Consider the following 23134-nt stretch of genomic DNA (forward strand, 5'->3'; position numbering starts at 1 on the left):
CAGTCTCCCTCATTGGATGAGCGAATTGTTGGACTCAGTTGTTGATGTCGTCTCTGGGCGTTTTCGAAGGATCAGGCCGAGCAGAGCCCACCTCCCTTGCTGCCCGCCGGGCGCGTATGTGCGCCATCTGGATTTCCGAGGCCCGCCTGGCCATGTCGGCGACGCTTCCGAGCCCTGGGGTCACGGATGTGGAAAAGCCGCTCGGCCGCGCGAGATCCTTGCGCCGAGTCGCGATATAGGCGCTGTGGATCTCCCCTGCCCGGATGGCCAGGACGGCCGCCTCTTCGGACAGGGCGTGGGGGTCGCTCGGCAGGAGCAGCGGGTCCGGCAGGTCGATGGCGCCAGTGGGCGACACGATGCTTGCCCGCGTCACCCGTTTGCCCGCATCTCCGAGATAGGCCCGTTGTACCGCGGGATCGGCCGCCAGCGCGGATGCCGTATCCTCACCAATAATCGCGCCATTTTCCAGCAGGTAGCCCCGATCCGAAATCGCCAGGCTCTGCTTGGCGTTCTGCTCCACCAGCAGAATTCCGACGCCGGTCTCGCCGACCGTCTTGAGCGACTTGAACAAATCGACGCACAGGAGCGGAGACAGGCCGAGCGACGGCTCGTCCAGCATCAGGATATCGGGATTGGACATCAGCGCCCGGCCGATCGCCACCATCTGCTGCTCACCGCCGCTCATGGTGCGAGCGATCTGAGCGCGCCGTTCCGCGAGTTTCGGAAACAGCGCCAGAACTCGCTCCAGATTGGCGTTCTCGTGCGACCGGGCCCGGCGGCCATAGGCGCCGAGCTGCAGGTTCTCGGCCACCGTCAGATCGCCGAAAATGCCGCGGCCCTCGGGCACCAGCGCGATGCCCTTCTCGACGATGTCATGCGGCTTCATCCCGGCCAGCGAACGCCCGCCAATGGACCAGCGTGAGGCCGGCCCCGCGCTCACCAGCCCCGCCAATGCTTTGAGCAAGGTCGTCTTACCCGCGCCGTTGGCACCGAGAATGACGCAGATCTCCCCCTTGCCGACCGCGACGGACACATTTTCCAGCGCCCGGTGAGGACCATAGGAGACGGTCAGGTTGTGAGCCTCAAGCATCCGAATCTCCCAGATAGGCGCGGATCACCTCCGGATCGGAGAGAACGTCATGCACCGACCCGTCGGCGATCTTGCGCCCCGAGCTCATCACCACGCAGCGGTCGCACAGGCTGCGGATGGCATCCATCACGTGCTCGACCATGATGATCGTTCGGCCTTCCGAACGCAGCTCGTTGATCAGCTTTATGCCGATCTTCAATTCGCTCGGATTGAGCCCCGCCAGCCACTCGTCGAGCAGCAGGATGCGCGGATCAGACGCCAGCGCGCGCGCCAGTTCCAGACGCTTCTGGTCAATATAGGTCATCGCCGAGGTCGGGGTATCGGCGTGGCCAGCTAGTCCCACGCGCTCAAGCAGCGCGTGCGCCGCCTCGCGCGCGTCCTCGCCCCAGATGCGGACGTGGCCGAAGACACCGCCGGCAATGACATTCTCCAGCGCATTCAGGCTGGGCAGGATCCGCACCAGCTGGAAGGTGCGCGCAACGCCGCGGCGCGCGATCCTGTGCGCCGGCTGACCGGAGATGGTCACACCGTCCAGCGCGATCGAACCGCTTGTGGGCTTCAGCGCGCCGGAGACGAGATTGAGCATCGTGGTCTTGCCGGAGCCATTGGGTCCGATAAGACCAAGCAGCTCTCCATGCCGCACGTCGAAGCTGACGCGATTGATGGCAGTGATGCCGCCGAAGGCCTTGTGAGCCTCGACAACGGAGAGAACGGGTGCGCGCGTCATGCCGGCCCCTCCGCATGGGAAGCCTCGGAAGCAGCCGCCGGCACATCGGCCTTGCGACGCGCGGGCCGCAGCCGCCGAACCAGCCCCTCGACACGGCCCAGAATGCCGTTGGGGATGAAGTAGACGACCAGCAGGAAGCAGCCGCCCATCAGCAGGCTGGTGTGGTTGGGGAACTGGGCGGAAACCAGATCGAAGACGATGGTGAAGGGAATGACGCCGACGATCGGACCCCACAGCCGATTGGTGCCGCCAAGCAGCGCCATGATCACCACCTGGAAGGACAGGATCGGATTGAAGGCACCGGGCGGCTCGATATAGGCGAAACGCGGCGCGAGGATCGCCCCGGCGATGCCGATGAAGGCGCCGGAGATCACAAACAGCGCCACCTTGGCGCGCGCCGTGTCGATGCCGACGTGACCGGCCACGGTCTCGTCGTTGCCGATGATGCGCATGGCGAAGCCGAGCCGCGAGCGGTTGACGAGCCAACCGGTGATGTAGACGACCACCGCCAGCGCGAGCAGCATCCAGTAGATGTGCGCTTCCGTGAAATCGGTGAACACATAGAGGCCGACGCCGGAGGTGAAATTCGTCTGCCACCAGGTCACCAGCTGACGGATCAGCTCCGCCAGTCCCAGCGTGAAGATCACGAAATACACGCCTGACAAGCGCAGCGTTGCGATGCCGACGAGGCCGGCGACGCCCGCGCTGACGATCGCGCCGATCAGCACCAGCAGCGGAAACGGAAGCACGTCGATGCCCAGGCCCACCGCATAGGTGCCGATGCCGAAGAAGGCAGCCGTGGCCAGCGAGATATAGTGCGTGGGTCCGGAGAACAGCGTCCACGCCGTGCACAGCGCGGTGTACATGGCGATATTGACGCCCAGCGACAGATAGTAGCCGTCATCGGCCAGCGGCAGGCAGGCCACCACAGCGATCACGGCCGCGGCAATCAGGCCGATCCGCTTTTCCGTGTCGTTCATGGTGATCATGACGGAGCCCTTCCGAAAATGCCCTGAGGCCGGAACAGCAAGGTCACGACGAACAGCAAATAGGTGGCGGCCAGCGTCAGGCCCGGGTCGAGATAGGTGGCGACCGCGGTCTCCGCCAATCCGAGGATCAGGGCAGCCAGGACTGCACCGCGCACATCGCCCACGCCGCCCATGATGACGATGATCAGCGCCTTCATGGTGAAGATGACGCCCATGGACGCGTTGAACGTATAGAAGGTCGACAGCAGCACGCCGGCGGCGGCCGTGAGCGCGCCGCCAAGCGCGAAGGCGAAGGCCGAGGCGCGCGACACGTCGATGGCGACCAAGCCGGCGGAAACCGGATCCACGGCTACCGCGCGAATGGCGGTGCCATAGCGCGTGTGATTGAGAAACAGATACAGAACGCCCGCGATCACCACGGCGGCGGCGAAGGCCACGACGCGGTTGAGACCGAAGGGATGATCCATGATGACGAAGGCCGTCGAAAGGAACGTGTAGCTGAAGTATTCACCCCCGAAACCCAGCAGCATGAAGCCCTGGAACAGGAACATCAGTCCGAAAGTCGACAGAATGCTGTCGACTTCCAGCTGGCCGCGGTTCTTGGCGCGCTTGACCAGCGGTTCCAGCAGCAGCGCGTAGATGGCCCAGTTCAGCACGAAGGCCAGCGGGGCGACCAGCAGGACGCCGAGCACGGGATTGACGTTGAGCGCCGTGTAGAACCAGAAGGCGCCGAAACACGCGGCGACAAGCGTCTCGCCGGTGGCCAGGTTCATGATACGCGACACGCCGTACTGCAGCGTCAGACCCATGGCGATCAGCGCATAGGTGCCCGACAGCAGCACGCCGGTGATAAGCACTTCCATTACTCAAGCCTTTGAAGAGATCCCGGTGCGGCAATGCCGCACCGGGGAGACAGATATGCGACGCTCTCGCAGAGCGATCAGTTCCAGCCGGTCTTGATGACCGGCTCCTTTGCGCCCTCGAGACCGGTGGAGCCGACGCCGTAATAAACGCCATCCTGCCACTGGCCGATGGTCCAGAACTTGCGGTTGACGTTCTTGTCAAACGTCATGGTGCCCATGACGGTGTCGAACGACCCGTCGGTCATCGCCTTGATCACCTCGGCCTTGTCGAGGCTGCCTGCCGCCTCGATGGCCTGCTCCAGAACCTGCAGCGAGGAGTACATCACCGCACTCGCCCAATAGTCGGGCGCCTGGCCGGTGACTTCCGTGTGCTTGGCGATATAGGCCTGCATCTCCGGCGTGTCCGGGTTGACGCCACCGGCACCCAGCACGCCCTCTGCCGCCTTGCCGAACTTGCCGGCATATGCCGGGAAGGACGTGGCGACACCGACGTAGAAGGCCTTGACGTCAAGATCGGAAATCTGCGCCTGCCCGGTCAGAGCGAAGGTGTCCGGCGGATAGGAAAAGGCCACGAAAGCGTCCGGATTGGCCGCCTTGGCGCCATTGATCACGGGTGCGAGATCCTGGGTGCCGAGCGGATAGGACGTATCATAGACGATCTCGAAGCCGGCCTTCTCGAGCGCCGGCTTGCCGGCGTTGGCGAGCTCGATGCCGAAGGCGTCGGCCACATTGACGACGGCGACCTTGTTGCCGATGTCGCCCTTGTCGCGCAGCTTGGTCAGCGTTTCGGCGACGGCTTCGGCGAAGGCCGTCGAGGTGCCGAGCGTCCAGAAGCTGTTTGGCCACTTGGCCGCCAGCTCATCCACCTTGTCGGATATCGCCGTCACCGCCACCATCGGGTAGCCGTATTTGGCGAAGATCGGCGCGGTCGCGATCACCAGCCCGGTGCCATACGGCGGGATGATGAAGTCGACCTTGTCGACGGTCGCCAGGCGCTGGATATTCTTCACCGCCGTGGCGCCGGAGGTCTGATCGTCATATTCGACCAGTTCGACCTTCATCTTCTTGTCGCCGACCTGGATGCCGCCCTTCTCGTTCACGTTGTGAACCCAGAGCTGGATGTTGGGCCAATGGCTGACGGTGGAGCCGCCGGCCAGCGGGCCGGTCTTGGCGGCGCTGGCGCCGATCTTGATGACGTCCTCGGCCGAGGCCGCCCCGGTGCACAGGGCGCCCGCGAGAATGGCCGATGCGGCCAGTTTCAGAGCTGTTCTTCGATGCATGTCAGTCCTCCCTCGGTAGTGCTTTATGATTATCGAAGTCGCGAATTCAGATCGGATACTTCAGCTCTCCGGTCTGGATGCTGATCCACCGAAGTTCGGTGAATTCGTCGATGCCGGCCTTGCCGCCGAAACGGCCGTAGCCGGATGCCTTGACGCCGCCGAACGGCATTTGCGGTTCGTCGTGAATGGTGGCGGCATTGATATGGCAGATGCCGGATTCAATGCGCTGGGCGACGCCGAGCGCGCGACCGACATCGCGTCCGAAGACCGCGGCCGCCAGACCGTATTCGGTGTCGTTGGCGATCGAGATCGCCTCCTCCACGCCATCCACCCGGATGACGGACGCCACGGGGCCGAAGGATTCCTCGTGATAGATGCGCATGGCCGAGGTGACTCCATCGAGGATGGTCGCATCGACGAAGACATCGTGCTGCCCTCCGCCCGTGACCAGACGCGCGCCCTTGTGCACGGCGTCATCGATCAATCCCTTGACGCGGGTCGCCGCCTGCTCGGTGATCATCGCGCCGAGCCGGGCCTTGGGATCACGCGGGTCGCCCGCCTTCAGGCTCTCCGCCCGCAGCCGGAAGCGCTCGAGGAACGCGTCGGCAATCGACTCGTCGACGAGGATGCGCTCGGTCGACATGCAGATCTGCCCCTGATGGAAGAAGGCCCCGAAGGTGGCCGCGTTCACCGCCGCCTCGAGGTCGGCATCGTCGAGCACGATCATCGGGGCCTTGCCGCCAAGCTCCAGAAGGCATCGCTTGAGGTGGCGGGCGCCGACTTCGGCAACGATGCGGCCGACCCGCGTGGATCCGGTGAAATTGACCCGGCGCACGGCCGCATGCGCGATCAGCGCTTCCACGATCCGGGGCGCGTCTTCCGGAGCGCTGCTGACCACATTAACGGTGCCCGCCGGAAACCCGGCCTCCTGGAACACTTCGCCGATCAAACCGTGGGTGCGCGGGCACAGCTCGGAGGCCTTCAGAACAACGGTGTTGCCGCAGGCAAGCGGCATGGCGACAGCACGTGCGCCCAGGATCACAGGGGCATTCCACGGCGCGATACCCAGCACCACTCCGCAAGGCTGACGCGTGGCCATGGAGAAAGAACCAGCCCGCTCGGACGGGATGACCTCGCCGGTGATCTGCGTGGTCATGGCACCGGCCTCGCGCAGCAGGGATGCGGCGATCCGGCAATTGAATTCCGCCCAGATGCGCGTGCCACCTGTCTCCGAAACGATCGCGGCGACAAATTCCTCGGTCTTGTCGAGAAGAACCTGTGCCGCGCGGTTGAGCATCTCGCGGCGTTCGCCCGGCGCGATGCCAGACCACGCGGGAAATGCGGACGCGGCCACATTGGCTGCATGCACGGCATCCTCGACGCTGGCCGCAGCCGCACGCGTGGCGACGCCACGGGTGACCGGGTCCATTCGATCGAACGTTGCCGCGCCGCTGGCCGCGACGGACTCGTTGCGTATGAGGAGTGCCGCGTCGAGCATCCTCTTCTCCTCCCTGGCGGAACGCGTCCTGATACGGCGGAGCCGGTCAGGTTCTCCCTCGGCGATACGCGGCCTGTCGGAAGCCGATTGCGCGTCGCCGTGCGTTCTCATGGATGAAATAAAATCTCGGAAGCGGATGCGGCGATATGCAAAAATATGGGTTTATTCTGCATATTTCAGGCGCAATAATGATGCCCAAAGGGCAGCCTGCCCCGATTTTTCGCAAGAGTACCTGTCATGGAACAGCAATTCAGCCATTCCCAGGGCCCGATTTCCGCATCCTCCCCGCTCGCGATGAAGGCGGAGCCCATCGCTTGCGGCCTTCAGCCGAGGGTGTGGTCGCTCAATCGCAGCGACGCGATATCGAACCGCCAGATCGTCCTGCTCAGCGACGGCGCCGGGGAGGCAGAATCCGAAGACCAGACATTCGCACTGACCGCGCCCGTGCTGCTGTGGCTAGGCGGCGGGCAACCGGTCCGGCTGCAGACCGCGGCCGGCGCCACCGGATTTCTGGCCGAAATCGGCAATGAGATCATTGTCGACGCCATCGGCGACCAGGCCGAGGCGGTGCATCTGCGTTACATGGTCGACCGCAGCATGCTGCTGTCGCTGAGCGGACAACGGACACTGCGCAGCGACATAACGATGAGCTTCGAGGCCCTGCTGCGCGAACTTCGGCAGCCCCAGAAGGGTTCACCGATGTTGCTGTCGGCACACCTGCGGATTATCCTGGTGGCAATGATGCGGATTTCCGGCGTCGAGGAAGTGGCGTTGCATAGCCACGGCGCGCGATCGCATCTCTTGCAGCGGTTCCGCCAACTGGTGGAGATGCACTTCCGCGAGCACTGGAAGATCTCGGGTTACGCGGACACGCTGGGGATTTCCTCCGACCGCCTGCACGCCGTGTGCACCGGCGAACTCGGCAAGACTCCGAAGGCACTGGTGGCCGAACGGCTGGCGCGCGAGGCCGGGCTGCGGCTGGAACGCTCCGCGATGACCATCGAGCAGCTCAGCCATTCCCTGGGGTTCCGCGATCCCGCGCATTTCAGTAACTTCTTCAAGCGCACCACCGGCATTCGTCCCGGCGAATACAGGAAACTCATGACCGCGCCCGGCGCCCGCCGGCTGTCGAGCTCGCCTGCAAGTTTCGCCGACTGGCCTTGACGTTGGCCGGCGAACAATCCGCAGGCGTTCACGATACGTGCCCGCGAAAGACCGCTGGACATGAGGCGCGGAATACCGGAATAAATGGGAAAAGACTTGCGGGTTTTGCCAAGCCGATCATCCCGCTGCTCCTCCCTGAATCAGCGATGGCTTTGAAGGTCGCCAGGCATGGACATTGCGAGAAGCACACCTGATTTCTTGTCCGGCGGCGGCGAAATGGGAGCCCGAATACGCGCCTACGACTGGTCCGCCACGCCACTGGGACCGCCGGACAACTGGCCGCAGAGCCTGCGCGTGACCGTCAGGCTGATGCTCAATACCAACCATCCGATGTTCATCTGGTGGGGTCCGGACCTCATTCAGCTCTACAATGACGCCTACGCCAAAACGATGGGGCCGGAACGCCACCCCAGCGCGCTCGGACAGCGCGGCCGCGATTGCTGGGATGAGATCTGGGACATCATCGGTCCACAGATCGACTATGTGATGTCCGGCAAGGGTTCGACCTGGGACGAGGACCGGCTGGTGCCGATCACCCGCCACGGCCAGCGGGAAGATGTCTGGTGGACCTACAGCTATGGGCCGATCGATACGGCAGAGGGCATCGGCGGCGTGCTCGTGATCTGCAACGACGTCACGGCCCAGCACCTGGCAAACGAGGCGCTGAAGAACCACACAAAGCGGTTGACGCAATATTTCGATCAGGCGCCGGGCTTCATGACGATCCTGCGTGGACCCGATCATGTCTTCGAGTTCACCAACGCCGCGTTTCGCGCGCTCATCGGTGAACGCGACTTCATCGGCCGGCCCATGCGCGACATCCTGCCCGAACTCGAGGGCCAGGGATTGTTCGAGTTGCTTGACGACGCCTTCGAGTCCGGAACAGCGCGCGTCGGCAAGCGCATGCCGCTGTCGCTTCACAACAGCGGAGACGAAGCGACACGACAAATCTATATCGACTTCGTCTATCAGCCGATCATCGAGACAAACGGCGTGGTGAGCGGAATTTTCGTCGAAGGCATCGACGTGAGCGAACAGGTGCGGGCGGAAGCCCACTTGCGGCTGATCAACAACGAATTGAAGCACCGGGTGAAGAACACGCTGGCGATCGTCAGTGCGATCGCGTCGCAGACGCTACGCGGCGCAGGCGCGGACGCCGCCGTCAAGATTTTCCAGGACCGTCTCGGGGCCTTCGGCAAGGCGCATGACATCCTGACCGCCGCCACCTCGGCAACCGCCCCGATCATGGAGGTCGTCGACAGTGCCCTCGCTCCGCACCGCACCGGTGACGACCGCTTCCGGGTGTCCGGCCCGCCTCTCACCCTCGGCTCCAAGCAGTCCCTGTCGCTGGCGCTCGCCATCCACGAGCTCTCGACCAACGCGATCAAATACGGCGCCTTGTCCAACGACCGCGGGACGGTCGACATCGACTGGCACGAGACATCCGCGAACGGCGAGCCGGTGTTCACGTTCCACTGGAAAGAACACGACGGTCCGCGCGTGACACCGCCCACCAGAAAGGGTTTTGGGTCGCAGTTGATCAGCCGCACGCTGACGGCGGACTTCGGCGCCGACATCGACGTCCGCTATGATCCCGAGGGTCTGGAGGTCACCCTGACCGCGCCGATCGAAAACCTGCACCAGATTGACAACAACGGGGACTCGTGACCGGCATGGCGCGGGTGTGTGCCGACACCGCCGTCGCGTGGCCACCTGGGAAAAAGCCGTGACCCTGCCGCCCTTCAGCACCCGGCGTCTCGTTCTGCGGCCGCGCGCGCTCGCCGACACCGACGCCTGCATGGCAATGGACCGCGACCCGCTGGTCACCCGGTTCGTACTTGGCCCCTGGAACGACGAAGACGCGCATCGCGCTTTTGTCGTGGAACGCACGCGCGGACCCTATCCCGCGGGTCTGGGCTACTGGAGCGTGTTCCGCGGCATAGGGGACGCCGCATTCCTTGGCTGGATCCTTCTCATCCCGGAAGACACCGTCGGACCCGAGGTCGAGATCGGCTGGCGTCTTGAAAGATCCGCCTGGGGACAAGGCTTCGCCACGGAGGCGGCGCGCCCGGTCATCGCGCATGCGTTCACACAGTTGGCCTTGACGCGCATCGTAGCGGGCATCAATCCGGCCAATACGGCATCGATCCGGGTGGCGGAAAAACTCGGACTGCGCGCCGCCGCGATGACACGGCGGGCCGACACGCCCCATCTTCGCTACACGCTGTCGCGCGAGGATTTCGAAAGGGCGAGCCGGTGAGGCGCCGTCACGCCAGCGCCGCGCCCCGAATTCGGCGGCCGTCGCGCGCAGCAAGGCAAGGTCGCGCTCCGCGTAGGGAATACCGCTCTTGCGGCGATCCGCCTCAAGGCGACCCTCGATTTCGCCGGGCACGAGCACTTCATCGAAACCGTCGGCCAACGGCGCGCCGTGAACCGTCTGCACCAGAACATCCATCCGGGCGCGAAAATCCGCATCGCTCATGAACAGGCCCGGCTTGATCGCCATGAAGAAGTGCCCGACATTCTGCGGCTCGGTTTCCTTGTACTGGTCACGCACGCCGCCGGCGAAGCCCGCGCCGGAAAACACGCCGCCCATGATGTCCATCAGCATTGCCAGTCCCGAGCCCTTCGGGCCGCCGATCGGCAGAACGACGCCTTTCATCGCGGCCGTTGGGTCTGTTGTCGGGCGGCCTGTTGCATCCAGCGCCCAACCTTCGGGAATTTCCAGGCCCTGACGTTCGGCCCTGCGGATTTTTCCACGCGCCGCAACACAAGGCGACATGTCGAGGACGAAGGGGATTTCCTTGCCCGAGGGCGCGCCGGCGGCGAAGGGGCTGGTGCCGAACAACGGCTCGCGCCCGCCCCACGGCGGCATGGCACGCGACGCATTGGTGAAAACAAAGGCGATATGGCCCGCCTCGACCGCTTGCAGCACATAGGTCGCCGCCATGCCGAAATGGTTTGAGTTGCGCGCCGACACCATTCCGATGCCGAACTCGGAGGCCATCGCGATCGCCTCATCCATGGCGCGGCGCCCGACGAGAAACCCCAGAGCGTTGTCGCCGTCGAGGCTCGCGGCCACCGGCGTTGGCTTGTCCAGAACCATCGCTGGTGCCGTCTTCACCCGCCCGTCGCGCAAGCGGCCCAGATAGATCGGCAATCGCGCGATGCCGTGGGTGTCGACCCCGCGAAGATCCGCGAGCACCAGCGCTTCGGCGACGATCTGCGCGTCGGAGGCCGAAAGTCCGGCGCGGCCCAGAAGATCGCGGGCGAATGACGTCGCCGCTTCCGGCGCGATCGGTATGGTGTTGGCGGCCACGGCTGTTTCCTCCCCAAAAATATTCATGCCGGCATCCGCACGGGCGGATGCCGGATTCCTACAGAAAACCGATCAGCACCTGCGTGAAGGCCCTGGTTCCCAGCGGTCCGCCTAGATCCGCGGTGCGCGTCTCGGGCCGACCCACCGCGCGCGCCACCGCCGCCTCGATGCGCTCCGCCGCCTCGGCAAGCGCCGGCGCCTCGCGCCGCTGGCCGAGCCAGCGCAACAGCATGGCGGCCGAACCGATCAGTGAGCACGGATTCGCCTTGTCCTGCCCGGCAATCCCGGGCGCCGAGCCATGCTGCGCCTGGGCGACCGCATGATCCTCACCGGCATTGAGCGAGGCGGCCATGCCGAGACTGCCGGCGATTTCCGTCGCCTGATCAGAAAGAATATCGCCGTACATGTTTGTGGTGACGATCACGTCATAACGGCTGGCGTCACGCACCAGGAGCGCCGCCATCGCATCGATCAGCTGTTCCTCGACCTCGACCTCCGGATAGCGCCGCGCCACCGCACGGGTGCAGTCGAGAAACAGCCCGTCGGAGAGCCGCAACACATTGGCCTTATGCACGACCGTGACCTTGCGCCGCCGCTCCATGGCGAGCTGAAACGCGGCTTCCGCGATGCGCATGGAGGCCTTTCGGGTGACCTTTCGCACCGCCAAGGCCATGTCCTCGTCGGGCATGAATTCGCCGGGGCCGGCAAACATCGAGCGATCGACGTAAAAGCCCTCGGTGTTCTCGCGCACCACGACCAGATCCACCGGTTTTCCGCAGCGCGGCGGCAGATTGTCATAGGTCAGCGCCGGGCGGATGTTGGCGAAGAGATCGAGCCGCTTGCGCAGCAGACCCGACGGATTGACCCCGCCTTCGGCGACGGGCGGATAGTCGTTGTGCGACACCGGCCCGAGGATCACGCCATCGGCGGCCCGGGCCTGCGCCTCGACAGCATCGGGAAAAGTGGTGCCCGAAGCCTTCAGCGCGGTGAACCCGATGTCGGCCCGTTCAAAGCGCAAGCCAAGACCCAGAAGACTATCCACTGCGCGCAGCACGTCCAGAGTGGCGGAGGTGATTTCCGGCCCAATTCCGTCACCTTCCAGAACCAGAAGGTCGACGGTCGCGGGCGATGGGGATCGCGGCATCGGGCTGCGCCTTTCATTTTGTATACCGATGTATTCTTTTATGGTTTAGCCGGAAATCGGAGACGCGCCAAGACCGGATGTCACACCTTCCAGCGCCGAACCGTGAGCGGCTCGCGATGTCCCTTCACGCGCAACGTCTCCGGCGGGCCGAAACCGTCGTCCGCCAAGGCCGCGTCCACGACCAATTCCCCTTCACTGGCCGCCGAGCATAGCCGCGCCGACATGTTCACGCTGTCGCCGATCACCGTGAAGTCCTTGCGCGCGGCCGGTCCGATAGAGCCGAGGATCACCTCGCCGCGATAGACCCCGATGCCCAGCTTTCGCGGGTAGCCGCCCTTCGCCACCACGCGCAGGATCTCACGCGCGGCGGCCACCGCGTGCGCCGCTCCCTCACCGCCATCAAAGCGCGCCAGCAGCGCATCGCCGATCATCTTGTCCACATCACCGCCGTGTTCCGCCACCGCCGCGACCTGAACACTCATGATCTCGTTGAGGAATGCCACGACCTCTTCCGGCGTATGGGTTTCGGCGTAATCGGTGAAGCGGCGGATGTCCGAATACAGCAGCGTGGTGACGATCTTTTCCGAGGCGATGGGCCCTTCACCCTTCGCCTTGCGGGCGGCGGAGACGGCGGACCCGGACACGAACGTCTCGAGTTGCCGGCGCAGCTCGATCAGGGCGCGGTTGCGCGCATCGATATCGCTCTGGGCGGCTCTCACCAAATGACCCAGCGCCAGTGCCAGCACGAGCAGCAGGACGCCGGGCACGACCACGGTGATCGCGCCCGCGCGCAGCACGATCCCATTCAGATAGCCGACCGGCTCATAGAGCTCGAACACGGCGCGCAGTGCGCCCAAATCATCGTGCAAGGGAACATAGAGCTCGAATTGAGTGCTGCCGTCAGCCGCGATCGCCGAATCGACGAGCGGCTCCCCGTCCTCGATCACTCGGTGAAGCGCGGCCCCCTCCTCGATCGTGTTGATCTGCGCGGCGTTTGTGGAAAACAGCACCTTGCGATCGAGATCATAGACCTTCAGATCACTAAACTGATGTTCCCGCACCTCGGCACGGAAGGCTTCCTCCAGGCCGTCGTCCGCACCGGCGACTCGACGACCGCGCATCAGGTTCTCCCATCCCTCAGGCGTCTGCTCCGCAACCGCCCGGGCGATGGTCTCGGCCCGGCGTTCCGCCAGTTCCAGATAGATATGCTCCGCCACGCTCCAGGCGCTCAGCGCGACGAGAAACAGGAAGACCGCAATGAACACAACAAACGCGGGAACGAAGCGCCGCCGGAAATGGCGCCGGAGCGGGAACGGCTCGTCAGTCGGCTCATCCGCGGGCCGGTCGCGATCCCGTGCCACCACGACCCGAACGCCTCACGCCGCCTGGCAGAGCTGACACAGACCGCGCAACTCGATGGTGGTCTTTTTCAGTGCGAAATCCTGCGACCGCGCCCAGTCTTGGAGCTGACCTGCAACGGATTCGGTGGCGAACTCGGTGACCTTGCCGCACTTGTCGCAAATGGCGAATCCCATGGTCGCATGGGTCCCGCACTCGGGATGACTGCAGGCGACGAAGGCATTGAGGCTTTCCAGCCGATGCACCATGCCGAGTTCCACAAGCTTTTCCAGCGCCCGGTAGACCTGCAGCGGCGCGCGGAACCCGCTGTCGCGCAGGCGATCAAGAATCGTGTAGGCGCTCAGCGGCTCGACCGCGTGCTCCAGTGCGCCGAACACCAGCGCCTGATTCTTGGTCAGTTGCGGCCGATCATGGGTGTGATGGGCACTGTGGATGTGGTCGGTCATGACGGGCGGCTCCCGGAAACAAGACGCCGGCGCGTGACAAGGCCGGCCAGCGGCGTCAGGCTGAGGACGAACAGCCCCAGCGCGGCAACGACGATAGAGGGCCGGAGGGCGTGTCCCATTCCAGCGAGCCGAACAGGCCCAGGACCGCGGCCGCCGCACCGATGAACCCCGCGATAACGGCCATTTGCTCGGGACCGCGGGCGAACCGCCGCGCGGTGGCGGCCGGAATGATCAAAAGCGCGGTGATCAGCAGCACGCCGACGATCTTCATGGAAATCGCCACCACCAGCGCCATCAGCAGCATGAAGACGACATTGGAAACGTCCGCGCGCATGCCCTCGGCCTCGGCGATCTCGCGATTGACAGTAGAGGCGAACAAAGGTCGCCAGATGAGCCACAACACCGCGATGACCAGCGCGCCGCCGCCGTAGATCAGCGCGATGTCCAGCCTGGAGACCGCAAGGATATCGCCGAACAGAAAGCCCATCAGGTCGATCCGCACCCATGTCATGAAGGCCAGGCAGACAAGTCCCAACGCCAGCGCCGAATGCGCCAGTAGACCCAGAAGCGCGTCCGACGACAGGGTTCCTCGCCGCTGCAGGGTCAGCAGCAGCAGCGACACCGCGGCCGAGACCGCAAAGACCGCAACCGTGATGTTGATCTGGAACAGGAACGCCAGCGCCACGCCCAGCAGCGCCGCGTGCGACAGCGTGTCGCCGAAATAGGCCAGCCGACGCCAGACGATGAAGCAGCCCAGAGGGCCGGCCACCAGCGCCACGCCCACCCCGGCAATGAGCGCGCGCACGAAGAAATCATCCAGCATCGCGACCCTCCTTTAGCCCGTGCCCGCCATGGAGATGCGCGGCATGATCATGACCACTGTGGTCATGCCCGTCATGATGATGCCCATCCTCGGGATGACAATGATCGGTGAGCGTGCCGTCGGCGTGCTTCACCCGGCCGTCCGGCAGATGGGTGTGGTCGTGGTTGTGTTCGTAGACCGCCAGCGTCGCCGCCGCGCGATCGCCGAACAGCCGGCGGTATTCGGCGCTTTCGGCGACCATCTTCGGCGCGCCCTTGCAGCACACGTGACCATTGAGACAGATCACCTGATCGGTGGCGCCCATCACCACGTGCAGATCGTGCGAGATCATCAGGATGCCGCAGCCCAGCCTTTCGCGGATTCCAGAAATCAGCTCGTAAAGCGCGATCTCTCCGGAAAAATCCACCCCCTGCACCGGCTCGTCCAGCACCAGCAGATCCGGCTTGCGGGCAATGGCGCGCGCCAGCATGGCGCGCTGGAACTCCCCACCCGACAGATGCCGCACCTCCGCTTGCGCCAGATGCGCGATGCCGGTGCTGGCGAGCGCCGCCTCCAGCTCGGCCTTGGGGAGCTTCGAGGTCAGCCGCATGAAGCGCTCGACCGTGAGCGGCAGGGTCCAGTCGATCGACACCTTCTGCGGTACGTATCCGACCACCACTCCGGACGCGCGCGCGCTCTCCCCTTCGTCCGGCTTGAGAATGCCCAGCGCCATCTTGGCGCTGGTCGACTTGCCCGACCCGTTCGGCCCGATCAGCGAAACGATCTCGCCGCGCGACACCGACAGGTCCACCCCGCGCACCAGCCAGCGGCCGTCGCGATAAACACCCGCATTGCGCAGCGACACGAGAACGGGAGAGGGACTGAGCATCGGACGGATCCAGTCGGTTGCAGGGCAGTCACCGTCGGACGGCGGGGCGGAAGCCGCGGGCTTCAGCCACCGCGGCAGCGGGTTTTCACGGTCGAAAAAAACAGCGAGCCAAGGCTTGCCGATCTATATGGCACACGTTATACCGTTACGCAATTCATGTAATGACATAACATTACATAAGCGTCCCGCATCCATCTTCAATCGCACATCGAGGTTTCCATGACTGCGTTCCGTTCCATCGTGATGGGCTCTGCGGCCCTGCTCGCCGCGGCCACCCATGCATCCGCGGCTGATCCGGCCGTGCTTGCCTCGATCAAGCCGATCCATTCCCTCGTCGCAAGCGTCATGCAAGGTGTCGGCGAACCGGCGATCATCGTCGATGGCGCGGCCTCCCCGCACACCTATTCGCTGAAACCGTCACAGGCGCGGGATCTCCAGAACGCGGCAGTCGTGTTCTGGGTCGGGCACGAACTGGAAGCGTTTCTGGAAAAGCCGCTTGAAAGCCTCGCGACCGACGCGGCGATCGTCGAACTCATGGACACCGATGGGCTGACGCGGCTAGCGTTCCGCGAGGGCGGCGCGTTCGAAGCCCATGCGGATGAGGGTGAGCACGAGGAAAAGGACGACCACGGGAACGATGAGACGGACCCGCACATCTGGCTCGACCCGCACAACGCCAAGGTGCTCGCGCAGGCGATCGAAGAGGCTCTGGCGCGGGCCGATCCGGAAAACGCGATCAAATACGAAGCCAACGCCGATGCGCTGATGGTACGGCTCGATGACCTGACCACCGAGGTCGAGATCATGCTTGCACCGGTCCGCGAAAAACCCTTCGTCGTCTTCCACGACGGCTACCACTATTTCGAAAACCGTTTCGGCCTTCAGGCGGCCGGATCGGTCACCGTCAGCCCAGATGCAATCCCCGGAGCGGCCCGCGTGGTCGAGATCCGCCACAAGATCGAGGAAACCGAGGCAACCTGCGTGTTCGCGGAGCCGCAGTTCGAGCCGAAGCTGATTTCCGTGGTCACCGAGGGCACGGAGGCCCGCTCCGGCACGCTCGACCCGCTCGGTGCGACGATCGCCAACGGTCCGGATCTGTATTTCACGCTGATCCGCCAGATGGCCAAATCACTCGGCGATTGCCTATCCGGAAAAGACTGAGCGAAACGGCACGCGCCTTTCCCATTCCCAGAATCGGCCGTGCCGCCTATCCTGACGCGACGAGACACAACTTGCCTGAACAGCGGCGCGGCGAGCCCGCTGTTCAGGCCGCGTGAGGTTGGACCATGGACGCTTTGTGGCGCTATTTCATGAGCAAGCCGCAGTGGATCGCGGTGATGGTGGTGGCGGCGCTGGTACTGCTGCCGGTCGCCGTCTGGCTTGACCTGCGCAATCTATCGGACGCGTCACTGAACGCCCAGGCGACCAGCCTCAACACGATGATCACCGGCATCCGCAGCTACTACGCGCGCAACGTGGTCGGCCGGGTGCTCGCCGCCAACGGCACGACGCAGGCGGCGCACAACTACGAGGCGATCCCTGGCGCTATTCCGATCCCCGCCACCCTGTCGATCGAGATGGCCGAGGTGATCGGCGGCCAGGAAGAAGACATCGGCTACCGCTTCGTCTCCGACCAGCAGTTCGCAAACCGCGCCGCACACCAACTAGATGCTTTCGAGAGCAGCGCCCTCGCCGCCTTCCGGGAAAGCCGCGATCCCAAGGCCGTGAAAACGGAGATCACCGGCTCGATCTTCGACCGCAAGATCCGCATCGCCGCACCGGTCATCATGGGGGCGGCCTGCGTCGCCTGCCACAACACGCATCCCGAAAGCCCCAATCGCGACTGGAAGGTGGGCGATGTGCGCGGCATCCAGGCGATCAGCATCGCCCAGCCGATCGCGGAGAACATCTGGTCTTTGAAATACCTGCTGACCTATTTCGCCGGCGCAGGCCTCTTCGGTTTTGCCTTCACCGGGCTGCAGATCCGTCAGGCGCTGCACTTCCGGCGCATGAACATGGAGCTGGAGGAAGCCAACTCATTCCTCGCCTCCGTCTCCATGAAGATCTCGAAATATCTCTCGCCGCAGGTCTACAAAAGCATCTTCTCCGGCGAACGCGACGTGGTGATCTCCACCGAGCGCAAGAAGCTGACGATCTTCTTCTCGGATCTGAAGGATTTCACCGTCTCCTCCGAACGGCTGCAGCCGGAGGAACTGACCACGCTGCTGAACGAATATTTCACGGAGATGTCGAAGATCGCCACCGAACACGGCGCGACTGTCGACAAGTTTATCGGCGACGCGATCCTCGCCTTCTTCGGCGATCCGGAAACCATGGGCGCGGAGGAAGATGCGCTGGCCTGCCTCAACATGGCAATCGCGATGCAGCGGCGGATGGTGGCGCTGAACGCGGACTGGCGCCGGCGCGGCATCGAGAAGCCGCTGCAGGCGCGGATGGGCATCAACACCGGCTACTGCAACGTCGGCAACTTCGGCTCCGAGGACCGCATGGACTACACGATCATCGGCGCGGAGGCCAATCTGGCCGCGCGGCTGGAATCCATCGCCGAACCTGGCGGCATCGTCATGAGCTACGAGACCTACGCGCTGGTCGAGGACCACGTGCGCGCCAGCGCCATGGAGCCGATCCGGCTGAAGGGCATCAGCCGCGACGTGGTGCCCTACCGGGTCGAAGACATCCACACGGAAGGGCTGACCAACGAGAGCGGCTTCTTCAACGAAAGCGCCGACGGCGTGCGGCTGTTCCTCGACATCAACCGCCTCGATTCGGAACAGGCAGAGCAGACCGCCGAGATGCTGGCGTCGATGCTCGAGGCGTTGAAGCAGAAGAAGGGGGATGGGTAGGCGGGCGGCATCAGGCGGCCTCGAACGTCGGGATAGCGGCGATCTCCTCGGCTTTGGCGGCGGCCGCGATCTTGATGTCGTAACCGGTCTGCATGTTCATCCAGAACTCGGGCGTCGTCTTGAAGAATTTCGCAAGCCTCAACGCGGTGTCGGGCGTGATCGGCGTCTGTTCCGTGGCGACCCGCTCGATACGCGTGCGGGGCACGCCGAGCCGTTTTGCCAGAGCGCCGGCGCTCATCCCGATCGGAAGCAGATACTCCTCGCGCAGAATCTCCCCCGGGTGCACCGGGGAAGTATTGGGCGCGTCTTAGCGTGCATGGCTCAGGCTCCTGTTTCGGCAAGTGCACCGGCTAATGATAGTCAACGATTTCGACCTCTTCGGCGCCGCCGTCTGTCCAAACGAAACAGATCCGCCATTGGTCGTTGATGCGGATCGAGTACTGGCCGACCCGATCGCCCGACAGTTTTTCGAGCCGGTTGCCGGGAGGAGAACGAAGGTCGCCGAGCGCGGCCGCATACTCGATCATCGTCAGTTTGCGAATGGCCGGTTTTACGAGATCGGTAGGAAACCCCTTCGCGGCTCTTCCAACCGCCACCGCCAGAACCATCTTGCCCTTGTAAGACCGGATCATCCCTCGCCTCGATCGACCTGTATCATAATATGATACAAAGCGAAGATCAACAGACGTGTATCACACCCTGATACAATCCGCCCTTATGACCGTGCGAAGCGCATCGTCGCGTATTTGAGCAAGGATGATTGAAAGCGCTCGACCTAATCCGCGAGAAACCCGGACAGGGCGCTGCGGAGCGCGTCATACTCCCTCTGCGCGATGCCACTCATCGCGGCGGCGCGGGACGCCGGCTCATCATCATAGGGATCCGGTCGCGCAAAGAGCGCACCCGGAGCGGCGAACTGGCTGTCGGTCAGGTCAACGGCCCGCCCGTCGACCCGGTTATAGTAGTGGTAACAGTCGCCAAGCCGCGTGCGCAGGATGTCGCCGCCGAACAGGTCGAAAATGACGACCGCCGTCACATTGCATTGTCCCAGTGCCGGGTTGGCGGGTGTCCATTGCACGGCGCTCGCCGATAACCAGGACCTGAAAAGAGCACCCCGCACGCGCGCCTCATTGAATTCCATGTGAGCCTCCCGGATCACCCGACCGTCGCCGCACCTGCGAATGCTGTCAACACGGCGCGCGGCCAGCCGGCGGCATGAAGGTCATGCGGCGTGGCCCACCGCTCAATGAGGAATATCGGGCTCCACGAGGCGCGCGAGCTTGCGCAGGGACTCCTGCCAGCCGAGATAGCAGGCCTCAACCGGGATCACGTCGGGGATGCCGTCCTGGACGACGGTCAGCTCGGTGCCGACCGACACGGCCTTCAGATTCACCGTCACCGTCATGTCGCCCGGCAGGTTGGGGTCGTCGAACGTGTCCGTGTAGACCAGCGTCTCGCCGGGCACGAGTTTCAGGTAGGTGCCGCCGAAGGCATGGCTGTCGCCGGTCGTGAAATTGCGGAAGGACATCCGGTGCCGGCCGCCTTCCCTTGCGTCCAGCTCATGCACAGTGCAGGTGAAGCCGAACGGTGGCAGCCAGCTTGCCACGGCGTCAGGCTCCACGAAGGCCCGATAGAGCTTTTCGGGACTGGCGGCGAAGACGCGATGCAGCGTGACGGTGTTGGGCATGATCACGCCTCCTTGTCCTGGACACCGCCACCAAGGTCGACCAGCGGCGCAAACCCGCCAAAGATGAGCCGCTTGCCGTCGAACGGCATCGGGTTGGTTTCGGGGTTCATGCGCGGGTCGGCCTTTTCCGGATTGTTCATCCACTCGGCCATGATCGCGTACGCCGCATCCCGCGTTGCCCTGTCGGGCCATTCGATCCAGGAGAAGGCGACCGTCTCGTCGTCCATTGCCTGCACGGCCCTGCGGAAGTCCGTGACCTTGCCGTCCTTCACGTCGTCGCCCCAACATTCGACCACGCGCGTGGCGCCAAGGTCCATGAACACGCCGTCGCCAGCCTTTGCGTGCTCGATGAATTTCTGCCGGTTCGCCGTCGGAACGGCAATCACAAATCCGTCGATATAGCTCATCTCATCCCTCCCTCACGTTCCGGGTCTTGCTCAGTCCACGACCGCGGCCTCGAGTGCCGCAATATCGATCTTCCTCATCTCCATCATCGCCGCAAACGCACGCTTCGCCTCGGCGCCGTCGGCGCTCGTCGTAAGCTCCAGCAGGCGCCTGGGCGTGATCTGCCAGGAGAAGCCCCAGCGGTCCTTGCACCAGCCGCAGGCGCTCTCGGCGCCCCCGTTGCCGATGATCGCGTTCCAGTAGCGGTCGGTCTCTTCCTGGGTTTCGGTGACGACCATGAAGCTCACCGCCTCGTTCGGCTGAAACATCGGCCCGCCGTTCAGGCCGATGAACCGTTGCCCGAGCACGGTGAATTCCACCGTCAGTTCGCTGCCTTCGCGCCCTCCGGGAAAGTCGCCGGGCGCGGCGTTCGACCGGCCCACATAGCTGTCGGGAAAGGTCGCGGCGTAGAAGTTTGCTGCCTTGCTTGCTTCTCCGTGGTCGAACCACACGCAGGTCACGAGTTCCGTCATGAAGAGCCTCCCTGGACTTGAGTTTGCGAAGGTGTTGCGGCAGGCGGCGATATCCGATTTACGCCGCGTCCTCGAAGGACCCGGTCCGCAAGGGACCGACAGGCCTGTAGGTGCTGATGAGAACGCCCGAGGCCGTGGCCTTGGTGTCGACGAGCGCCAGTTCGCGCGGAGGCGCGTCCGAAAAGAAGCGCTTCCCCGTGCCGAGCACGATCGGACAGACGAGCAGCAGGACCACGTCGGCGAGCCCGTGTTCGAGCAGCACGGGCGCCAGCGTCGAGCTTCCCCAGACGATCAGGTCGGGGCCGTCCGTCGCCTTGACGCGGCGAAGACCCGCGACAATGTCGGTGCCCAGCTCCTCGGCCGGACCCCAGGCGAGGCTCTCCGGCCTGTGGGTCGCGACGTGTTTCGTCGCCGCGTTCAGGCTGTCCGCCATGGGACCGGTCTGGCGCGGCCAGTAGCCCGCAAAAATATCATAGGTGCGCCGACCAAGCAGCAGATCAAACCGCGCGCCATGCGCGGTGCCGATGGCCTCGCCCACCGCCGGATCCGAATGCGGCATGGCCCATCCGCCGTGTCCGAACCCGCCCTCGGGATCCTCCCTGGGCCCGCCCGGAGCCTGGATCACGCCGTCCAGCGAGATGTGTTCGATGATCCTGACCGTCCTCATTGCGCGATGTCTCCCGTGCCATGCGCCGCGGCGCGCGCGCCAAACAACATCTCGATGTAGCGGCGCAGATGATCGATACTGTCGGCGGCCAGTTCCGCGCCGCCGGTCGCCTTGGCGAGAATGAAGGCGCCCTGGATGACGGCCTGCGTGTGCAGCGCGAGCGATTTGGCCGTCCACTCCGGCGTCATGTTCCGCGCGCGCATCGCGGCCTCGATATCGGCTTCCAGCGTCGCGGCGTGGCCGGTGATGCTGCGCGCGCAGGCGTCGCGGATCGCGGGCGCGGTCTCATAGGTTTCCTGCACCATGGTGCCGACGAGGCAAGTGAACTCCGGCACCCCGCCCTGCAGCAGATCCTTGCGAAAATCAACATAGGCGAGCACCCGGTCCAGCGGATCGGCGTGGCCGTGATAGGCCGCCTGCGCGAAGAGCTGTCCCGTCATCTCCGACCAGAAATCGGCCGCGGCGACGCCGAGTTCGTCCTTGCTCCTGAAATGGTGGAAGAACGCCCCCTTGGTGACGCCGGCGGCCGCGCAGAGCTCGTCGACCGTGGTGGCCGCAAACCCCTTCGTCCGGATCACCGACAAAGCGGCGTCCAGCAGCTTCGCCCGCGCATTCCGTTTTGCCACTTTCACCATCGACCACTCCCTCATTCTTTTAAATACCAACTAGTCGGTATGGTGTCAATATACATGAAATCAAACACCGCTGCGGCAGGAGACAGACCTGGGATTGCCTGGATGGCGAGGAGAGCGGCGGGACCTTGCGATCCTGAATCCGGAGGAAGAACTGCCAACCGGCATCACGACACGGATACCGACCTGCGGCTGAAGGCCGCCTGACGATCGCCTGAAATACAAAGGAAAGGAAAATGGTGGGTGAGCACGGGCTCGAACCGTGGACCCGCTGATTAAGAGTCAGCTGCTCTACCAACTGAGCTACACACCCACTTTACGTCTCGCGAATGGCTCGCTGCCCGTGTGGCGGAGAACCGAAAAATGCGGCGGTTGGTTGGCGCCGCGCGAAACGTGAGCCGGTATATATCCATGGCTTGACCGGAGTGCAAGCACGGAAATCGACATTGGCGCGGGTTTTGATCATGGTTGGGGACAACTTGCGCGTGGCGGCGCGCGTCCCGCGCGCCTGCGTCCGGCGGTAACCACAATGGCGCAAACGATGACACGCAACAATCGGCAAGCCTTTGGGCCAACCGGCGCAACATCCGCCATTTAGCGCTTGACCGCCATTTTTCACCGCACTAGGGTGCCGCCACGTTCCCGCTTTGCGCTCAGGCGGCCTTGCGCCGTCGCATGTATCGGGACCACACACTTGAGGATTTGCCGCGCGGATGCGCGGCGCTTGATGGACAGATCATGACCGGCATGACGTCGACCTTTTCGAAGGTCATTCTTGTAGTAGGAAGGCGCGCCTC

The 23134-nt window shown here is 64.2% G+C and carries 23 protein-coding genes, 1 tRNA gene and 2 pseudogenes; 5 read left to right on the plus strand and 21 right to left on the minus strand.

Annotated elements, in window-relative coordinates; genetic code table 11:
• Positions 1–34 precede the first annotated feature (34 nt).
• The 6 genes from D1F64_RS16075 to D1F64_RS16100 all read right to left on the minus strand — a co-directional run bounded on the left by D1F64_RS16075 (position 35) and on the right by D1F64_RS16100 (position 6447).
• On the minus strand, positions 35–1090 hold the full coding sequence (locus D1F64_RS16075; RefSeq protein ID WP_117413248.1) for an ABC transporter ATP-binding protein: 1056 nt from the start codon (positions 1088–1090) through the stop codon (positions 35–37).
• Positions 1083–1817, minus strand: coding sequence for an ABC transporter ATP-binding protein (locus D1F64_RS16080; RefSeq protein ID WP_117413249.1), 735 nt, complete (start codon positions 1815–1817; stop codon positions 1083–1085). The genes D1F64_RS16075 and D1F64_RS16080 overlap by 8 nt, the downstream gene beginning before the upstream one ends.
• Complete coding sequence (locus tag D1F64_RS16085; RefSeq protein WP_248304485.1) at positions 1814–2806, minus strand: branched-chain amino acid ABC transporter permease; 993 nt, start codon at positions 2804–2806, stop codon at positions 1814–1816. Before D1F64_RS16085 ends, D1F64_RS16080 begins: the two co-directional genes overlap by 4 nt.
• Positions 2803–3669, minus strand: a complete 867-nt coding sequence (locus D1F64_RS16090) for a branched-chain amino acid ABC transporter permease (protein ID WP_117413250.1) — start codon at positions 3667–3669, stop codon at positions 2803–2805. The genes D1F64_RS16085 and D1F64_RS16090 overlap by 4 nt, the downstream gene beginning before the upstream one ends.
• Positions 3670–3746: 77 nt before the next feature.
• Entirely contained in the window at positions 3747–4949 is a 1203-nt protein-coding gene (locus D1F64_RS16095; protein ID WP_117413251.1) for an amino acid ABC transporter substrate-binding protein, read from the minus strand.
• Positions 4950–4995: 46 nt separating this feature from the next.
• Positions 4996–6447 carry an aldehyde dehydrogenase gene (locus D1F64_RS16100; protein ID WP_117413252.1) on the minus strand — a complete coding sequence of 484 codons (1452 nt, stop codon included), beginning with the start codon at positions 6445–6447 and terminating at the stop codon, positions 4996–4998.
• Positions 6448–6684: 237 nt separating this feature from the next.
• Here D1F64_RS16100 and D1F64_RS16105 point away from each other — a divergent pair, with 237 nt between their 5' ends.
• The 3 genes from D1F64_RS16105 (at position 6685) to D1F64_RS23515 (ending at position 9871) form a co-directional block, all read left to right on the plus strand.
• The gene (locus D1F64_RS16105; RefSeq protein WP_117413253.1) at positions 6685–7611 is read left to right on the plus strand and encodes an AraC family transcriptional regulator; all 927 of its coding nucleotides are present in this window, start codon (positions 6685–6687) and stop codon (positions 7609–7611) included.
• A 216-nt stretch (positions 7612–7827) separates the two neighbouring features.
• Entirely contained in the window at positions 7828–9279 is a 1452-nt protein-coding gene (locus tag D1F64_RS16110) for an HWE histidine kinase domain-containing protein (RefSeq protein ID WP_248304486.1), read from the plus strand.
• Positions 9280–9415: 136 nt separating this feature from the next.
• Positions 9416–9871, plus strand: a complete 456-nt coding sequence (locus D1F64_RS23515; protein WP_248304787.1) for a GNAT family N-acetyltransferase — start codon at positions 9416–9418, stop codon at positions 9869–9871.
• Between the two features lie 117 nt (positions 9872–9988).
• On the opposite strand, the pseudogene D1F64_RS24730 reads toward D1F64_RS23515, so the two are convergent.
• The 6 genes and pseudogenes from D1F64_RS24730 to D1F64_RS16140 form a co-directional block, all read right to left on the minus strand.
• Positions 9989–10957 (minus strand): annotated as a pseudogene (locus D1F64_RS24730) (Ldh family oxidoreductase); the annotation flags it as partial.
• A 31-nt stretch (positions 10958–10988) separates the two neighbouring features.
• Positions 10989–12074, minus strand: coding sequence for an isocitrate/isopropylmalate family dehydrogenase (locus D1F64_RS16120; RefSeq protein WP_117413256.1), 1086 nt, complete (start codon positions 12072–12074; stop codon positions 10989–10991).
• Between the two features lie 80 nt (positions 12075–12154).
• Positions 12155–13438 carry an adenylate/guanylate cyclase domain-containing protein gene (locus tag D1F64_RS16125; RefSeq protein ID WP_117413257.1) on the minus strand — a complete coding sequence of 428 codons (1284 nt, stop codon included), beginning with the start codon at positions 13436–13438 and terminating at the stop codon, positions 12155–12157.
• 12 nt (positions 13439–13450) lie between these two features.
• Positions 13451–13879 carry a Fur family transcriptional regulator gene (locus D1F64_RS16130; protein WP_117413258.1) on the minus strand — a complete coding sequence of 143 codons (429 nt, stop codon included), beginning with the start codon at positions 13877–13879 and terminating at the stop codon, positions 13451–13453.
• A pseudogene (locus tag D1F64_RS16135) lies at positions 13876–14702 on the minus strand (metal ABC transporter permease). Before D1F64_RS16135 ends, D1F64_RS16130 begins: the two are co-directional and overlap by 4 nt.
• Positions 14692–15570 carry a metal ABC transporter ATP-binding protein gene (locus D1F64_RS16140; RefSeq protein WP_117413259.1) on the minus strand — a complete coding sequence of 293 codons (879 nt, stop codon included), beginning with the start codon at positions 15568–15570 and terminating at the stop codon, positions 14692–14694. Before D1F64_RS16140 ends, D1F64_RS16135 begins: the two are co-directional and overlap by 11 nt.
• Positions 15571–15789: 219 nt before the next feature.
• Here D1F64_RS16140 and znuA point away from each other — a divergent pair, with 219 nt between their 5' ends.
• Positions 15790–16731 (plus strand): zinc ABC transporter substrate-binding protein ZnuA, encoded by a 942-nt coding sequence (znuA, locus tag D1F64_RS16145; RefSeq protein ID WP_117413260.1) that lies wholly within the window; start codon positions 15790–15792, stop codon positions 16729–16731.
• 149 nt (positions 16732–16880) lie between these two features.
• On the plus strand, positions 16881–18434 hold the full coding sequence (locus D1F64_RS16150; RefSeq protein WP_248304788.1) for an adenylate/guanylate cyclase domain-containing protein: 1554 nt from the start codon (positions 16881–16883) through the stop codon (positions 18432–18434).
• A 10-nt stretch (positions 18435–18444) separates the two neighbouring features.
• Here D1F64_RS16150 and D1F64_RS16155 read toward each other — a convergent pair whose 3' ends face one another.
• The 9 genes from D1F64_RS16155 to D1F64_RS16195 form a co-directional block, all read right to left on the minus strand.
• The gene (locus D1F64_RS16155; RefSeq protein WP_117413262.1) at positions 18445–18720 is read right to left on the minus strand and encodes a HigA family addiction module antitoxin; all 276 of its coding nucleotides are present in this window, start codon (positions 18718–18720) and stop codon (positions 18445–18447) included.
• Positions 18721–18784: 64 nt separating this feature from the next.
• On the minus strand, positions 18785–19066 hold the full coding sequence (locus D1F64_RS16160; protein WP_117413263.1) for a type II toxin-antitoxin system RelE/ParE family toxin: 282 nt from the start codon (positions 19064–19066) through the stop codon (positions 18785–18787).
• A 143-nt stretch (positions 19067–19209) separates the two neighbouring features.
• Complete coding sequence (locus tag D1F64_RS16165; protein ID WP_117413264.1) at positions 19210–19575, minus strand: hypothetical protein; 366 nt, start codon at positions 19573–19575, stop codon at positions 19210–19212.
• A 102-nt stretch (positions 19576–19677) separates the two neighbouring features.
• On the minus strand, positions 19678–20121 hold the full coding sequence (locus tag D1F64_RS16170; protein WP_117413265.1) for an SRPBCC family protein: 444 nt from the start codon (positions 20119–20121) through the stop codon (positions 19678–19680).
• 2 nt (positions 20122–20123) lie between these two features.
• Positions 20124–20528 (minus strand): DUF1428 domain-containing protein, encoded by a 405-nt coding sequence (locus D1F64_RS16175; RefSeq protein ID WP_117413266.1) that lies wholly within the window; start codon positions 20526–20528, stop codon positions 20124–20126.
• A gap of 30 nt (positions 20529–20558) precedes the next feature.
• The gene (locus D1F64_RS16180; RefSeq protein WP_117413267.1) at positions 20559–21038 is read right to left on the minus strand and encodes a VOC family protein; all 480 of its coding nucleotides are present in this window, start codon (positions 21036–21038) and stop codon (positions 20559–20561) included.
• Between the two features lie 58 nt (positions 21039–21096).
• Positions 21097–21705, minus strand: a complete 609-nt coding sequence (locus D1F64_RS16185) for a dihydrofolate reductase family protein (RefSeq protein ID WP_117413268.1) — start codon at positions 21703–21705, stop codon at positions 21097–21099.
• Positions 21702–22340, minus strand: a complete 639-nt coding sequence (locus D1F64_RS16190; RefSeq protein ID WP_117413269.1) for a TetR/AcrR family transcriptional regulator — start codon at positions 22338–22340, stop codon at positions 21702–21704. The genes D1F64_RS16185 and D1F64_RS16190 overlap by 4 nt, the downstream gene beginning before the upstream one ends.
• A gap of 234 nt (positions 22341–22574) precedes the next feature.
• Positions 22575–22650: transfer RNA gene (locus D1F64_RS16195), tRNA-Lys, on the minus strand.
• Positions 22651–23134: the final 484 nt, after the last annotated feature.

The sequence above is a fragment of the Breoghania sp. L-A4 genome, assembly GCF_003432385.1.
In the GTDB taxonomy this organism is placed as follows: domain Bacteria; phylum Pseudomonadota; class Alphaproteobacteria; order Rhizobiales; family Stappiaceae; genus Breoghania.

Coding starts and splice junctions, on each gene's coding strand:
- D1F64_RS16075 (WP_117413248.1), bottom strand. CDS start 1,090: ATGCTTGAGGCTCACAACCTGACCGTCTCCTATGGTCCTCACCGGGCG.
- D1F64_RS16080 (WP_117413249.1), bottom strand. CDS start 1,817: ATGACGCGCGCACCCGTTCTCTCCGTTGTCGAGGCTCACAAGGCCTTC.
- D1F64_RS16085 (WP_248304485.1), bottom strand. CDS start 2,806: ATGATCACCATGAACGACACGGAAAAGCGGATCGGCCTGATTGCCGCG.
- D1F64_RS16090 (WP_117413250.1), bottom strand. CDS start 3,669: ATGGAAGTGCTTATCACCGGCGTGCTGCTGTCGGGCACCTATGCGCTG.
- D1F64_RS16095 (WP_117413251.1), bottom strand. CDS start 4,949: ATGCATCGAAGAACAGCTCTGAAACTGGCCGCATCGGCCATTCTCGCG.
- D1F64_RS16100 (WP_117413252.1), bottom strand. CDS start 6,447: ATGCTCGACGCGGCACTCCTCATACGCAACGAGTCCGTCGCGGCCAGC.
- D1F64_RS16105 (WP_117413253.1), top strand. CDS start 6,685: ATGGAACAGCAATTCAGCCATTCCCAGGGCCCGATTTCCGCATCCTCC.
- D1F64_RS16110 (WP_248304486.1), top strand. CDS start 7,828: ATGGGAGCCCGAATACGCGCCTACGACTGGTCCGCCACGCCACTGGGA.
- D1F64_RS23515 (WP_248304787.1), top strand. CDS start 9,416: ATGGACCGCGACCCGCTGGTCACCCGGTTCGTACTTGGCCCCTGGAAC.
- D1F64_RS16120 (WP_117413256.1), bottom strand. CDS start 12,074: ATGCCGCGATCCCCATCGCCCGCGACCGTCGACCTTCTGGTTCTGGAA.
- D1F64_RS16130 (WP_117413258.1), bottom strand. CDS start 13,879: ATGACCGACCACATCCACAGTGCCCATCACACCCATGATCGGCCGCAA.
- D1F64_RS16140 (WP_117413259.1), bottom strand. CDS start 15,570: ATGCTCAGTCCCTCTCCCGTTCTCGTGTCGCTGCGCAATGCGGGTGTT.
- znuA (WP_117413260.1), top strand. CDS start 15,790: ATGACTGCGTTCCGTTCCATCGTGATGGGCTCTGCGGCCCTGCTCGCC.
- D1F64_RS16150 (WP_248304788.1), top strand. CDS start 16,881: ATGAGCAAGCCGCAGTGGATCGCGGTGATGGTGGTGGCGGCGCTGGTA.
- D1F64_RS16160 (WP_117413263.1), bottom strand. CDS start 19,066: ATGATCCGGTCTTACAAGGGCAAGATGGTTCTGGCGGTGGCGGTTGGA.
- D1F64_RS16165 (WP_117413264.1), bottom strand. CDS start 19,575: ATGGAATTCAATGAGGCGCGCGTGCGGGGTGCTCTTTTCAGGTCCTGG.
- D1F64_RS16170 (WP_117413265.1), bottom strand. CDS start 20,121: ATGCCCAACACCGTCACGCTGCATCGCGTCTTCGCCGCCAGTCCCGAA.
- D1F64_RS16175 (WP_117413266.1), bottom strand. CDS start 20,528: ATGAGCTATATCGACGGATTTGTGATTGCCGTTCCGACGGCGAACCGG.
- D1F64_RS16180 (WP_117413267.1), bottom strand. CDS start 21,038: ATGACGGAACTCGTGACCTGCGTGTGGTTCGACCACGGAGAAGCAAGC.
- D1F64_RS16185 (WP_117413268.1), bottom strand. CDS start 21,705: ATGAGGACGGTCAGGATCATCGAACACATCTCGCTGGACGGCGTGATC.
- D1F64_RS16190 (WP_117413269.1), bottom strand. CDS start 22,340: ATGGTGAAAGTGGCAAAACGGAATGCGCGGGCGAAGCTGCTGGACGCC.